General features: G+C 67.0%; 9 protein-coding genes. 4 read left to right on the top strand and 5 right to left on the bottom strand.

Annotation, left to right across the window (positions count from 1 at the left end; translation table 11 throughout):
- Positions 1–6: 6 nt before the first annotated feature.
- Positions 7–1,785, bottom strand: coding sequence for an IlvD/Edd family dehydratase (locus VH567_RS14920; RefSeq protein ID WP_423327040.1), 1,779 nt, complete (start codon positions 1,783–1,785; stop codon positions 7–9).
- Between the two features lie 64 nt (positions 1,786–1,849).
- Positions 1,850–2,941: a LacI family DNA-binding transcriptional regulator gene (locus VH567_RS14915; protein ID WP_423327039.1), complete on the bottom strand. Its 1,092-nt coding sequence runs from the start codon at positions 2,939–2,941 to the stop codon at positions 1,850–1,852.
- 199 nt (positions 2,942–3,140) lie between these two features.
- Here VH567_RS14915 and VH567_RS14910 point away from each other — a divergent pair, with 199 nt between their 5' ends.
- From VH567_RS14910 to VH567_RS14895, 4 genes are all read left to right on the top strand, one after another.
- Positions 3,141–4,694 carry an aldehyde dehydrogenase (NADP(+)) gene (locus tag VH567_RS14910; protein WP_423327038.1) on the top strand — a complete coding sequence of 518 codons (1,554 nt, stop codon included), beginning with the start codon at positions 3,141–3,143 and terminating at the stop codon, positions 4,692–4,694.
- 181 nt (positions 4,695–4,875) lie between these two features.
- Positions 4,876–8,019, top strand: coding sequence for a PAS domain-containing protein (locus VH567_RS14905; RefSeq protein ID WP_423327037.1), 3,144 nt, complete (start codon positions 4,876–4,878; stop codon positions 8,017–8,019).
- A 314-nt stretch (positions 8,020–8,333) separates the two neighbouring features.
- The gene (locus VH567_RS14900; RefSeq protein WP_423327036.1) at positions 8,334–9,929 is read left to right on the top strand and encodes an isocitrate lyase; all 1,596 of its coding nucleotides are present in this window, start codon (positions 8,334–8,336) and stop codon (positions 9,927–9,929) included.
- Positions 9,930–10,215: 286 nt separating this feature from the next.
- A complete protein-coding gene (locus VH567_RS14895; RefSeq protein WP_423327035.1) occupies positions 10,216–11,886 on the top strand; it encodes a formate--tetrahydrofolate ligase in 1,671 nt (556 codons plus the stop codon).
- 197 nt (positions 11,887–12,083) lie between these two features.
- On the opposite strand, the gene VH567_RS14890 is transcribed toward VH567_RS14895, so the two are convergent.
- From VH567_RS14890 to thiS, 3 genes are all read right to left on the bottom strand, one after another.
- Positions 12,084–12,740, bottom strand: coding sequence for an HAD-IA family hydrolase (locus tag VH567_RS14890; RefSeq protein ID WP_423327034.1), 657 nt, complete (start codon positions 12,738–12,740; stop codon positions 12,084–12,086).
- 249 nt (positions 12,741–12,989) lie between these two features.
- Positions 12,990–13,172: a CsbD family protein gene (locus VH567_RS14885; protein WP_056050734.1), complete on the bottom strand. Its 183-nt coding sequence runs from the start codon at positions 13,170–13,172 to the stop codon at positions 12,990–12,992.
- A 111-nt stretch (positions 13,173–13,283) separates the two neighbouring features.
- Positions 13,284–14,276, bottom strand: coding sequence for a sulfur carrier protein ThiS (gene thiS, locus VH567_RS14880; RefSeq protein ID WP_423327033.1), 993 nt, complete (start codon positions 14,274–14,276; stop codon positions 13,284–13,286).
- Between the last annotated feature and the right edge of the window lie 56 nt (positions 14,277–14,332).

The raw sequence follows: 14,332 nt of genomic DNA, 5'->3' as shown, positions 1-14,332 counted from the left end.
TAGACCTCAGTGGTTATGCCGAGGCGTCTTCGCCGAGATCCCGCGATACTTCACCGCGAAGTCGAGTACGCCGCCCTCGGCGAGTTGCCCGGTCTTCTCGCGGTACAGTTCCTCCCACGGCGTGTTGCTCTCCGGTACCGGTGGGAGCCCCTCGCCCCGCCGCCGTGCGATCTCTTCGTCGGAGACCAGCGCGTCGCAGGTGCCGGCGACCAGATCGATCCGCACCATGTCGTCCGTCCGGATCCACGACAGCCCGCCGCCGACCGCGCTCTCGGGCGACACGTTCAGGATCGATGGGCTGTCCGAGGTGCCCGACTGCCGCCCGTCGCCGAGCGTCGGCAGCGCCAGCACGCCGCGCTGGATCAGTGCGTCGGGCGGCTGCATGTTGACGACTTCCGCCGAGCCCGGCCAGCCGATCGGCCCCGCCCCGCGGATGACGAGGATACAGCCCTCGTCGATGTCGAGCGCGGGATCGTTGATCCGGTGGTGATAATCGTCCGAGCCCTCGAACACGATCGCGCGTGCCTCGAACCGATCTTCCGCGCCCGGCGTCGACAGATACCGCTTGCGGAATGCAGGCGAGATTACCGACGTCTTCATGATCCCGAAGTCGAACAGATTGCCCTTCAGCACCAGGAAGCCGGCGCGCTCCATCATCGGCGCATCGAATGGCTTGATCATCTCGCGGTCACGCGTCTCGCGGCCGGCGATGTTCTCGCCGATCGAGCGGCCCGTCACGGTCAGGCAAGATGTGTCGAGCTTCCCGCCCGCGATCAGTTCGTGCAGCACCGCCGGCACGCCGCCTGCCCGGTGGAAGCGCTCGCCAAGATATTTGCCCGCCGGCTGCATGTTCACCAGCAGCGGCAGGTCGTAGCCGTGATCCGACCAGTCTTCCGGGTACAGCGTCACGCCGGCATGCTGCGCCATCGCCATGATGTGGGGCTGCGCGTTGCTCGACCCGCCGATCGCGCTGACCACACGGATCGCGTTCAGGAAGCTCTCGCGCGTGAGAATCTTGGACGGCCGCAGATCCTCATACGCCATCTCGACGATCCGCCGGCCGGTCTCGTACGCCATCTGCCCGCGCTCGCGGTAGGGCGCAGGAATCGCCGCGCACCCGGTCAGCGACAGCCCGAGCGCCTCGGCGACCGCGTTCATCGTCGACGCCGTGCCCATCGTGTTGCAATGCCCGGCGGACGGCGCGCTGTCGGTGGCGCGGTTGAGAAACTCCTCCTCGTCGATCTCGCCCGCCGCCAGCTTGCGCCGGCTGCGCCAGATCACGGTGCCGGACCCGACCAGTTCGCCGTCGTGCCAGCCGTCGAGCATCGGCCCGCCCGACAGCACGATCGCCGGGATATCGACGGTCGATGCCGCCATGATGCCGCTCGGCGTGGTCTTGTCGCAGCCGGTGGTCAGCACGACCGCGTCGATCGGATAGCCGTACAACGTCTCGACCAGCCCCAGATACGCCAGGTTGCGATCGAGCGCCGCGGTCGGCCGCCGGCAATTCTCGAAGATCGGATGGACCGGAAACTCCATCGCGATGCCGCCCGCATCACGGATCCCGTCGCGCGTGCGCTTGGCCAGTTCGAGATGGATGCGGTTGCACGGCGAAAGGTCGCTGCCCGACTGCGCGATGCCGATGATCGGTCGCCCCGAGCGCAGCTCCGCCGGGGTCAGCCCGTAGTTCATGAAGCGTTCGAGATAGAGCGCGGTCATGTCGGACCGCGCGGGATCGGCGAACCAGTCGCGCGATCGGAACGGCTTCACCGGTACACGGTCCACTGCAAACTCTCCTGAACGCCTCTATTTATCGAATGGGAGCGCTACCGTGCCGACCGGGATCAGGTCAAGCACGCACCCGCGTCGACGGCCGCCTCCGCGGTGCCGCATCCGACTGGCGCCGCACCAAAGTATAATCGAGCACGACATGCCGGTTGGCATCCTTGCCGCCGCCGCGCCGGTGGACGATCGTCGATACCAGGAGGTCGACCGCCGCGCGCGACATGTCGGCGATCGGCTGGTGGATCGTCGTCAGTTCCGGCCAGATCGTCGTCGCCAGCGCACTGTCGTCGAACCCGCACACCGTCAGGTCGCCCGGCACGTCGAGCCCGCGGCGATGCGCGACCGCGACGCTCGCCGCGGCCATGTCGTCGTTGCTCGCGAAGATCGCCGACGGCGGGTCCTTCGCATCGAGCAACTGCTCGGCAGCATCCAGCCCCGATCGATAGGTGAACAGCCCGCCGACGATCAGCGCGGGATCCTCCGCCAATCCCGCATCCGCAAGCGCCGCCAGATATCCCTCATGCCGTTGTTGGCTGGCGGTCTGGTTCGGGTTGCCGATGATGAAGCCGACGCGCGCATGGCCAAGCCCGATCAGGTGCCGGGTCATCGCCCGCGCCGCCTCGAAATCGTCGATCGTCACCGCCGCGGTATCGGCAGGCGGCGATCCGGTTGCGACCACGACGCTGGGCACGCCCGCCGCGATCAACACGTCGAGCACGCCGCGCGAGTCGCACAGCGGCGGCGGCAGGATGACGCCGTCGACGCCGCTGCGGATCATGTGCTCCGCCACCTCGATCTCGTGGTCGCCGATGTCGCATTTCTCGACCACGAGCTGCACGTCGCTGCGGCTCGCCTGTTCGAGACTACCGACCAGGAACTCGCTGAGATAGGCCGAGCTCGGATTGCTGTAGAGCAGCCCGATCCGCATCTGTCCGCCGCCTGCCAGGCTGCGCGCGGCGCGGTTGGGCGCGTAATGCAGCGTCGCGATTGCGGCGTTCACGGCCTCGCGCGTCGTCTCGCGCACCTTCGCCTCGCCGTTGATGACCCGCGACACGGTCATCGGCGATACGCCGGCGAGCGTCGCCACATCGGATATCGTCGGTGCGCCGCTCCGGCGTCCGGTTGCGGTGCGCGGCTTGCGCGGATCTGTCCCCATTTCCGACGTCTAGCAGGGGAACGCCGTAGAATCAGCCTGCAATCGATATCAGGCATAACAGGCGATATCGGGCGCGACATCGCGTCCCGCACAACCCGCGCTTGCGTGTTATCGCTCCCAACCTTATTTCGCGTGCAACATCACGGGCCATGATTGCGCACCCGGCGCGGCCTGCCCCGAATGGTCTTGGAGAGTAAACATGGACGGCACCTTCCCGATCGGCGCGCGCGCCGTAAGCAGCGACGTCACCTTCCTGGCGATCGATCCGTCGACCGACGCGAAGATCGAGCCGGCCTTCGCGGTATCGAGCGAAGCCGACGTCGCAGAGGCGTGCAAGCTTGCCGAGGCCGCGTTCGACATTTTCCGCGAGATCGATCCGGAGGCGCGCGCCGTGTTCCTCGAGACGATCGCCGACGAGATCGAGGCGATCCACGAGCCGCTGGTCGCGCGTGCGATCCAGGAGAGCGGCCTGCCCCGCCCCCGTCTCGAGGGTGAGCGCGGTCGTACCACCGGCCAGCTCCGCCTGTTCGCCAAGCATCTCCGCGCGGGCACTTGGGCGTCGGTGATCATCGACGAGGCTCAGCCCGATCGTAAGCCTGCTCCCCGTTCGGACCTTCGCCAGCGCCGCATCGCGGTCGGCCCTGTCGCGGTGTTCGGTGCGTCGAACTTCCCGCTCGCCTTCTCGGTCGCGGGCGGCGACACCGCCTCCGCGCTCGCCGCCGGTTGCCCGGTCGTGGTCAAGGGCCACCCCGCGCATCCCGGCACGTCGGTGATGGTCGGCAAGGCGATCCAGGCGGCCGTCGCCAAGTGCGGCCTGCCCGAGGGCGTGTTCTCGCTGGTCCAGGGTCCGGCGAACGAACTCGGCGCGGCGCTCGTCACCGATCCGCGGATCAAGGCGGTCGGGTTTACCGGGTCGCGTGGCGGTGGCCTTGCGCTGGTGGCGCTCGCCGCAGCGCGTCCCGAGCCGATCCCGGTCTATGCCGAGATGAGCAGCATCAACCCGGTGATCCTTTTCCCGGCGGCGCTCGCGGCGCGTGGCGAGGCGCTCGGCAAGGCGTATGTCGGGTCGCTGACGATGGGCTCGGGGCAGTTCTGCACGAACCCCGGCATCGTCGTAGCCGTAGACAGCGCGGATCTGGACGTGTTCGTCGCGGCCGCTGCCGCCGCGCTCGGCGAGGCCGCGCCGCAGGTAATGCTCACGCCCGGTATCCACGCCAGCTACGACAAGGGCGTCGCGGCGCTTGCCGGTCATGACGCGGTCGAGACGCTCGCGCGTGGTACGGAGGCAGAGGGTGCGAACCGCGGTCGTGCCGCGCTGTTCTCGACCACCGGCAAGGCGTTCGTCGCCGATCCCGCGCTGTCGCACGAAGTGTTCGGGGCGGCATCGATCATCGTCCGTTGCACCGATCTCGCCGAGGTCCGCGAGGTTCTTGAGCGGGTCGAGGGTCAGCTGACGATCACGTTGCAGATCGACGAGGGCGATCATGCCGACGCCGCGGCGCTGCTGCCGGTGCTGGAGCGCAAGGCGGGTCGCATTCTCGCGAACGGCTGGCCGACGGGTGTCGAGGTCGCGCCAGCGATGGTGCATGGCGGGCCTTTCCCGGCGACGTCGGACCCGCGCACGACTTCGGTCGGCACCGCGGCGATCGAGCGCTTCCTGCGCCCGGTCTGCTACCAAGACCTGCCCGACGCGCTGCTGCCCAAGGCAGTCAAGCACGGCAACCCGCTGGGCCTGCCGCGTACCGAGGGTTGATTGAGTTGGGCGCTATACGACGGTAGCGCCCGCCACCTTGTTCTCTCGCGAAGGCGGGAGCCCAGTCTGGGTCCCCGCCTTCGCGGGGAAACACGGTGGGACCTGGCAACCTCCACCAAACACCACCCTCTAACTACGCGTATTCATTGACACGCGTGCGCCGCAAACCCACTAGTCCGGCATGACAACCCCAGACTCGTCGCACGTCGCGTCGCGCACCATTTCCCTGCCCTCCGACCTCGGCAGCTATATCGACGATCTCGCCGCCGCAGGGCATGGCGACGCCACCGCGATCGTCCGCATGGCGCTCGAACAGATGCGTGAGCGCGGCACCCGGGCCAAGCCCGCCGAAGCCCTGATCGGCGGCGGCGAATGCGGCATGCTGGTCCGCCAGCGCGACTGGAGCGCGACGTCGCTCGGGCCGATCGACTCGTGGCCCGCCGAACTGCGCGTCACGCTCGCCAACATCCTCAACTCGCCGGTTGCCAAGGTCGTGATGTGGGGCCCCGAGCACATCATGCTCTACAACGACAGCTATCGCGCGGTCGCCGGCGATCGCCACCCCGCCGCACTCGGCAGCCCGGTCGCGACCGCGTTCCCCGAAGTGTGGGACTGGAACCGCGCCGTCCTGGAGGCCGGCTCCCGCGGCGAGACTATCGCCTATCGCGACCAGCCGATCCTGTTCCAGCGCCCCGACGGTCCCGAGCTGCTGACGCTCGACCTGTTCTACACGCCGGTCTACTGCGCCGGCGGCCGCGTCGGGGGCGTCCTGTGCACGATGGTCGACAATAGCGGCCGCGTCGAAGCCGAGCATCGCCTGGCCGCGAGCGAAGCCGAGCTGCGCCGCGTCACCGACGCGGTGCCGATGCTGATTTCGTACGTCGACCGCGACCACGTCTATCGCCTCGCCAATGCGCAGTACGAGGAGTGGCTCGGCGTCGCGCCCGAGACGATGATCGGCAAGCCGGTCCGTGAGATACTGGGCGATGCGGTCTATCAGGATCGCCGCGCCTCGTTCGATCGGGCGCTGGCGGGCGAGAGCTTCATCGCGCAGACCGTCTTCCCGCACCGCGACGGGCGCCCCCGCCGCGCCGAATTCCGCTATGTGCCGCACACCGCGGCGGATGGCTCGATCCCCGGCATCTATGTGCTCGGCATCGACGTCGAGGAGCGTGCCGAACGCGAGGCGGCGCTCGGCATCAGCAACGGCCGTTTCCGCACCGCGATGGATGCGGTCCACGGCGTGCTGTGGACCAACAGCCCGGACGGCCGGATGATCGGCGAACAACCCGGCTGGGCGACGCTGACCGGCCAGTCGATCGACGAATACCAGAATTTCGGCTGGGCCGACGCGATCCATCCCGACGACGTCGCATCGACGATCAAGGCCTGGACCGCGGCCGTTCTCAGCAAGTCGATGTTCGTGTTCGAACACCGCGTCCGCCGGCATTGCGGCACGTGGCGCACGTTTGCGGTGCGCGGCCTGCCGATCCTCGACGGTGCCGGCGAAGTGCTCGAATGGGTCGGCGTCCATACCGACATCACGCACCAGCGCGCCGCCGAAGCCGCCTTGCGCGAACAGGCCGAGGCACTCGCGCGGCAAGTCCGCCACCGCGAGCGCGCCGAGGACCAGCTTCGCCAGCTCAACGAAACGCTCGAAGCGCGCGTCATCCGCGAGATCGACGAACGCCGCCAGGCCGAAGCCAAGCTCGCCCAGTCGCAGAAGATGGAGACCGTCGGCAAGCTCACCGGCGGCGTCGCGCATGATTTTAACAACCTTCTCCAGGTCGTCTCGGGCAATCTCCAACTGCTCGGCAAGAACCTCGCCGGCAACGCGCGCGCCGAACGCTGGGTCGAGAATGCGATGGCCGGCGTCTCGCGCGGCTCGAAGCTCGCCGCCCAGCTGCTCGCGTTCGGCCGTCGCCAGGCGCTCGAGCCCAAGGTCGTCAACGTTACGCGGTTCGTGCGCGGCATGGACGACATGCTCCGTCGCGCGATCGGCGAGGGTATCGAGATCGAGACGGTGGTCGGCGGTGGCCTGTGGAACACCTTTATCGACCCTGCGCAGATCGAGAACGCGCTCCTGAACCTCGCGATCAACGCGCGTGACGCGATGGAGGGCCAGGGCAAGCTGACGATCGAGCTCGGCAACGCGCACTTGGACGACAGTTACGCGCAGGGTCATGACGAGGTCGAAGCGGGGCAATATGTGATGCTCGCCGTGTCCGACACCGGCACCGGCATGAGCCCGGAGATCATCGAAAAGGTTTTCGAACCGTTCTTCTCGACCAAGAGCGAAGGCAAGGGTTCGGGCCTCGGCCTGTCGATGGTCTACGGCTTCGTCAAACAGTCGGGCGGCCATGTGAAGATCTATTCCGAGGTCGGCGAGGGCACGACGATCAAGCTCTATTTACCGCGCGCGATGGAGAGCGAGGATTTCGAGGTCGTCGCCGATGCCAGCCCGATCTCCGGCGGTACCGAGACCGTGCTGGTGGTCGAGGATGACGACGAGGTTCGCAGCACCGTCGTCGAGCTGCTCACCGATCTCGGCTACAGCGTACTGAAGGCGGTCGATGCGGCCAGCGCGCTGAACGTGGTCGAGAGCGGCGTGCCGATCGACTTGCTGTTCACCGACGTGGTGATGCCGGGCACACTGAAGAGCCCCGAGCTTGCGCGGAAAGCCAAGGAACGCCTGCCCGATCTCGCGGTGCTGTTCACGTCTGGCTATACCGAGAACTCGATCGTCCATGGCGGCAAGCTCGATGCCGGGCTCGACCTGCTGTCGAAGCCCTACACGCGCGAGGCGCTGGCGCGGAAATTCCGCCAGGTGCTCGCCAATCGCCAGCGTTCGGGCAGTCCGGCCGCCAAGGCTGCACGCGACGCCCGGGTCGACGCCGATCGCCGGCTCGACACCCCTGCCCGTCGTACCGTGCTGCTGGTCGAGGACGATGCGCTGATCCGCGCCAACACGGCCGAGATGCTGGGACGCAGCGGCTTCGTCGTGGTCGATGCGGCGAGCGCGGAGGATGCGATGACCGCGCTCCAGACGGTGCCGATCGACGCGCTGGTGACGGATGTGAACTTGCCGGGCGTGTCCGGGCCGGACTTCGCGCGGACGGCGCGCGCGGTGCGGCCGGGGGTGGGGATCGTCTTTGCGACCGGCGATACCGCGTCGGTCGCGGATCAGACCGATGCGATCATGCTGGAGAAGCCGTACGGGCTGGACGCGCTCGCGGCGGCAGTGCTGGCGTCGCTTGGGGAGACGGCGTTGGCGGATCCGCTTGCGGCGCCGGTTTCCGCCGATCGGGTGACGGAGGCGGACTGACGCCCTCCGTCACCGCAAACCTCGCAGAGGACCGGACGTTTACAACGCGTCGTCATTCCCGCGCAGGCGGGAACCCATACTGGCAGGCCTTGCGATCTGACCACGAAAGTTTGAGCATATGGGTCCCCGCCTCCGCGGGGATGACGAAAATGGGCAGATCGGCAGCTCACTCGCGTTGCCTGTAACATTCTTCACAACCCGACACCCGCGATACTCACGCGACTGACACCTACACCCCGTCAGCCGCCGTATTCCCCGCTAAAACCCTGTCAACAACCCTACACGACGATCAACGCAGCAGCGAAGGATCGCCCGTGACCTACCAGACGCACATCGCCCAATTGACCTCCCTCATCGCCGACCAGAACGGCACATGGGACGCGATCTCGCCCGAATCGGTCGCGCGGATGCGGCTCCAGAACCGCTTTGCCACCGGGCTCGACATCGCCCGCTATACGGCCGCGATCATGCGCAAGGACATGGCCGGCTACGACGCCGATCCGGCGAACTACACGCAGTCGCTCGGCTGCTGGCACGGATTCATCGCGCAGCAGAAGATGATCAGCATCAAGAAGCATTTCGGCACCACCGACCGCCGCTATCTGTACCTGTCGGGCTGGATGGTCGCGGCGATGCGTAGCGAGTTCGGCCCGCTGCCCGACCAGTCGATGCACGAGAAGACCAGCGTCCCCGCGCTGATCGAGGAGCTCTACACCTTCCTCCGCCAGGCCGATGCGCGTGAGCTCGGCATGATGTTCCGCGAGGTCGACGCCGCGCGCGCCGCGGGCAATGCGATCGAGGAACAGCGCCTGCTCAACGCGATCGAGAACCACCAGACGCACGTCGTGCCGATCATCGCCGACATCGACGCGGGCTTCGGCAATGCGGAGGCGACGTACCTGCTCGCGCGGAAGATGATCGAGGCGGGGGCGTGTGCGCTCCAGATCGAGAACCAGGTCAGCGACGAGAAGCAGTGCGGCCACCAGGACGGCAAGGTCACCGTGCCGCACGAGGACTTCCTGGCTAAGGTCCGCGCCTGCCGCTACGCGTTCCTCGAACTCGGCGTCGAGGACGGCATCATCGTTACGCGCACCGACTCGCTCGGCGCCGGCCTCACCAAGCAGATCGCGGTCAGCAAGGAGCCGGGTGATCTGGGCGACCAGTATAACTCGTACCTCGATTGCGAGGAGATCGACCCGACGACCGCACGCAACGGCGACGTCATCCTCAACCGCGACGGCAAGCTGCTTCGTCCGAAGCGCCTGCCCTCCAACCTGTTCCAGTTCCGCGCCGGCACCGGCGAGGATCGCTGCGTGATGGACTGCATCGCGTCGCTTCAGAACGGCGCCGACCTGCTCTGGATCGAGACCGAGAAGCCGCACATCGAACAGATCGCCGGCATGGTCGACCGCATTCGCGAGGTCGTCCCGAACGCGAAGCTCGTCTACAACAATTCGCCGAGCTTCAACTGGACGCTGAACTTCCGCCAGCAGGTGTTCGACGCGTGGTCGGCCGAGGGCAAGGACGTATCGACCTATGATCGCGCGCGGCTGATGAGCGTCGATTACGACGGCACGACGCTCGCCGACGAAGCCGACGAACGCATCCGCACCTTCCAGGCGGATTCGGCCAAGCGCGCGGGGATTTTCCACCACCTGATCACGCTGCCGACCTACCACACGGCCGCACTCTCGACGGACAATCTCGCCAAGGAGTATTTCGGCGATGCGGGGATGCTCGGCTATGTGAAAGGCGTCCAGCGCAAGGAAATCCGCGAGGGTATCGCGTGTGTGAAGCACCAGAACATGTCCGGCTCGGACCTCGGCGACGACCACAAGGAGTATTTTGCGGGCGAGGCGGCGCTGAAGGCGGGCGGCGCGCACAACACGATGAACCAGTTCGCGGCGTGATGCCCAAGCCGGAGCGAAAGCTCCGGCGCGGACCCGGCATCACGCCCGGCCGGCGGGGCCAGCAGCCCCGTCCGACGACGCGGCTTCGCCGCGGCGCGCTCCAGAACACCGCCCCCTCCGCCTAACCCCGGACTTGTTCCGGGGGCCACCGTTCCTCGCACTCAAGGGCCGGAGAGTTCGCGGAACAGTGGATGCCGGAACGAGCCCGGCATGACGGGGCGGTTGGTGGCCCGGTTTTTCAAGCCAAGTCTAGAAACCTACCCCCGCCCCCGCTACGCACGCCGCCATGGACACCGATATCGCTATCGCCCGCAGCGTCGCGCTGCGCCCCATCGCCACCATCGCGGACGGGCTCGGCATCCCCGACGCGGCGATCGAGCCCTATGGCCGCTACAAGGCCAAGATCGCGCTCGACTGGCTCGAAACGCGTAAATCGGGCGCGAAAGGCCGCCTGATCCTGGTCACCGCGATCAACCCGACCCCGGCGGGCGAAGGCAAGACCACCACCTCGATCGGCCTCGCCGACGCGCTGCGCCACACCGGCCGCAAGGCGGTGCTGGCGTTACGCGAACCGTCGCTCGGGCCCTGCTTTGGCACCAAGGGCGGCGCGACCGGTGGCGGGCGCGCGCAGGTCGCACCGATGGAGGACATCAACCTCCACTTCACCGGCGATTTTCACGCAATTACCGCGGCGCACAATCTGCTCGCGGCGATGATCGACAACCATATCCACTGGGGCAACGCGCTCCAGATCGACGTCCGCCGCGTGGTCTGGCGCCGCGTGCTCGACATGAACGACCGGGCGCTGCGCGACATCGTCCAGTCGATCGGCGGCGTCGCCAATGGCTATCCGCGCGAATCGGGTTTCGACATCACGGTGGCCTCCGAAGTGATGGCCATTCTATGCCTCGCCGACGACCTCGCGGACATGGAGCGGAGGCTTGGTGATATCGTCGTCGCTTACACCCGTGACCGCACGCCCGTCACCGCGCGCGACCTGAAGGCCGATGGCGCGATGGCGGTGCTGTTGGCTGAGGCGATCAAGCCGAACCTCGTCCAGTCGCTGGAAGGCACGCCTGCGTTCCTCCACGGCGGGCCGTTCGCCAACATCGCGCATGGCTGCAACTCGGTGATCGCGACGCGGGCGGCGTTGTCGCTCGGCGATTACGTCGTGACCGAGGCCGGCTTCGGCGCGGACCTGGGCGCGGAGAAGTTCTTCGACATCAAGTGCCGGCAGGCGGGCCTTGCTCCCGACGCGGTCGTGATCGTCGCCACCGCGCGGGCGCTAAAGATGAATGGCGGCGTGGCGAAGGCCGACCTCGCGCAAGAGAATGTGGAGGCGGTTCGCAAGGGTGCAGTGAACCTTGTCCGTCACATCGAGAACATCCGCCAGTTCGGCGTGCCTGCGATCGTCGCGATCAACCATTTCTACACGGACAGCGACGCGGAGATCGCCGCGATAGTGGAGGCAGCCGCGCAGCACGGCTCGCGCGCGATCCTGTGCCGGCATTGGGCCGAGGGTGGTGCTGGCGCGGTCGAACTGGCCGACGCGGTCGCCGAGATCTGCGAGACGCATGGTGGCGGGTTCGCGCCGATCTATGGCGACGAACTCTCGCTGTTCGACAAGATCGATACGGTCGCGCGGCGCATCTATCGCGCTGAGCACGCGGTGGCCGAGCCGAGCGTGCTGGCGCAACTCAAGCGCTGGGAGGATGCCGGGTATGGGCATCTGCCCGTGTGCCTTGCCAAGACGCAGTACAGTTTCTCGACCGACCCCGCCTTGCTGGGCGCGCCGACTGGGCACATCGTGCCGGTTCGCGAAGTTCGCCTCGCCGCCGGTGCGGGATTCGTCGTCGCGATCTGCGGGGAGATCATGACGATGCCGGGGCTGCCCCGCGTGCCGGCGGCGGAGGCGATACATTTGAATGACGTGGGGCTGATCGAGGGGCTGTTCTGATCGCCGCTTTAGCGCATCAGCCCCAATCAAGCCGGACATGGTGGAACTGATACCCAGCGCAGTCCGCACGTCCATGTTCTCCCGCGAAGGCGGGAGCCCAGTCTGGGTCCCCGCCTTCGCGGGGAAACACGGTTGCTTCGGTCCAAAAGGAAATGGATCGACATTAGCGTAGGCGCAGGCCTGACACGACGAACCGCTCAGGCCTCGCGCAACCGCAACGACCCACTTTCATCGACCACGACCGAAACGCCGCGATAGTCGACGATCGTCGGATGCAACGTCGTCACGCCGTGCGAATGCGTCGCCGTAATGACCAACACGTCCGCGCCCGCCGCCTCGCCTGCCGTGATCCCGGCGGCGGCATCCTCGAATACCAGGCAATCGCCCGCCGCGACGCCGAGCCGTTCGGCTGCGACTAGGAAGCAGTCGGGCGCGGGTTTGCCGTTGGGGATGTCGTCGGCGGCGATCATCGTTGCGGGGATTGGCAGGCCAGCGGCCTTGAGGCGGACTTCGGCTAGCGCGCGGGGGGCCGAGGTGACGATCGTCCAGCGTTCGGGGGGCAGGCTGGCGAGGAACGCGGCGGCGCCGGCAATCGGCTTGATATCCCCAACATCCTCCATCTCCGCGGCAGTGATCGCCGCGGCTTCGGCGACCGGGTCGACGCCGGGGAGGTTTAGGCGGCGGACCGTCTCTACGGATTGCACGCCGTGGATGGTCGGGACGAAGGCCGCCGCGTCGAGGCCGTGGGCGATCGCCCATTTAGTCCAGGTGCGCTCGGCCGACGCGATCGAGGTTAGGATCGTGCCGTCCATGTCGAAGAGGAAGGCGGCGTAGCTTCGGGTCGGGAGAGTCATGCGGGTGCTCGTGATCGAGGTTGGCGGGTTGGGCAAGATCGCTCTATCCACTTACTCGTCATTCCCGCGGAGGCGGGAACCCAGATGGGCTGACGGCGAGGGTCTATCGGAACGGTATAGGTTATGGGTCCCCGCCTTCGCGGGGATGACGATGGTTTCAATCGGTTTACCATGCCCTCAGGCCGCCACGCAAAGAAAAGGCCGCTCCGGTTTCCCGAAGCGGCCTGTATTCTCACATCAAGCCAAAGCTTAGATGTCGTCGCCGAGTGCGCCCTTGACGCTGCCCTTGACGTTCTGCGCAGTGCCCTTGGCCTGCTGCGCTTCGCCTTCGGCTACCAGCTTCTCGTTGTCGGTCGCCTTGCCGACGGCTTCCTTGACGTTGCCTGCAACCTTGTTGCCTGCTGCTGCGACCTTGTCGGTGAACTCGCCCATCAGAGCCTCCACTTGCTTTTGCGGGCCCGCCAACCGGGCCGCTTGAACTTGCTAAGGTATAACGGCCGTCTTTACCGAGGGTTCCGTGACGTTTGCGTCATGACCTATGTTTCAGATCAAGCCCGCCAATGGACTCGACGGATCGGCATAGCGACGCTGCCCCATCCGCCCCGCGCGATAGGCAAGCCGCCCCGATTCGACCGCCGCCTTCATCGCGGCAGCCATCATCAGCGGGTCCTTCGCCTCGGCGATCGCGGTGTTCATTAGCACGCCGTCACAACCGAGCTCCATCGCCACCGCGGCATCCGACGCGGTGCCGACGCCGGCGTCGACCAGCACGGGCACCCCTGCCCCCTCGACGATCAGCCGGATCGTCACGCGGTTCTGGATGCCTAGGCCCGAGCCGATCGGCGCGCCCAGCGGCATGATCGCGACCGCGCCCGCGTTCTCAAGGCGCTTGGTGGCGATCGGATCATCGACGCAATAGACCATCGGCTTGAAACCCTCGTTGGCGAGGATCTCGGTCGCGCGCAGCGTCTCGACCATGTCGGGATACAGCGTCTTCGCCTCGCCGAGCACTTCGAGCTTCACCAGTTCCCAGCCGCCCGCCTCGCGCGCCAGCCGCAGCGTGCGAATCGCCGATTCGGCATCGAAGCAGCCGGCCGTGTTGGGAAGATAGGTGATCTTCTTCGGGTCGATGAAGTCGGTTAGCATCGGCGCGTTGCGATCCGACACGTTGACGCGGCGGACGGCGACGGTGACGATCTCCGCGCCCGAGGCCTCAACGGCCGCTGCGTTCTGGGCGAAGTCCTTGTACTTGCCGGTGCCGACGATCAGCCGGGACTTGAACGTCTGGCCTGCGACGGTCCACGTGTCGTCATGGTCGCCACCGCCGACGAAGTGCACGATCTCGAGGTCGTCGCCGTCTTCGACCATAACCTCGCCCAGCGTCGAGCGCGGCACGACCTCCATGTTGCGCTCGACCGCGATCTTCTCGGGCACGAGGCCAAGTTCGGTCGCGAGTCCGGCCAGCGAGAGCCCGGCGGAGACGCGCTTGTGTTCGCCGTTCACGGTGATGGAGACTGTGCCGTCAGTGTGGGGCATGCAAAAAACTTTCCGTTCGTTTCGAGCCCTCGACATGGCTCCGGCAGGCTGTTCGA

Source organism: Sphingomonas sp. 4RDLI-65, assembly GCF_049472435.1.
In the GTDB taxonomy this organism is placed as follows: domain Bacteria; phylum Pseudomonadota; class Alphaproteobacteria; order Sphingomonadales; family Sphingomonadaceae; genus Sphingomonas.
This window is presented reverse-complemented; position numbering and strand designations above follow the sequence as displayed.

What these genes read in the sequence shown, in the direction of transcription:
- VH567_RS14915 (WP_423327039.1), bottom strand. Translation starts at nt 2,941, where the DNA reads ATGGGGACAGATCCGCGCAAGCCGCGCACCGCAACCGGACGCCGGAGC.
- VH567_RS14910 (WP_423327038.1), top strand. Translation starts at nt 3,141, where the DNA reads ATGGACGGCACCTTCCCGATCGGCGCGCGCGCCGTAAGCAGCGACGTC.
- VH567_RS14905 (WP_423327037.1), top strand. Translation starts at nt 4,876, where the DNA reads ATGACAACCCCAGACTCGTCGCACGTCGCGTCGCGCACCATTTCCCTG.
- VH567_RS14895 (WP_423327035.1), top strand. Translation starts at nt 10,216, where the DNA reads ATGGACACCGATATCGCTATCGCCCGCAGCGTCGCGCTGCGCCCCATC.
- VH567_RS14890 (WP_423327034.1), bottom strand. Translation starts at nt 12,740, where the DNA reads ATGACTCTCCCGACCCGAAGCTACGCCGCCTTCCTCTTCGACATGGAC.
- VH567_RS14885 (WP_056050734.1), bottom strand. Translation starts at nt 13,172, where the DNA reads ATGGGCGAGTTCACCGACAAGGTCGCAGCAGCAGGCAACAAGGTTGCA.
- thiS (WP_423327033.1), bottom strand. Translation starts at nt 14,276, where the DNA reads ATGCCCCACACTGACGGCACAGTCTCCATCACCGTGAACGGCGAACAC.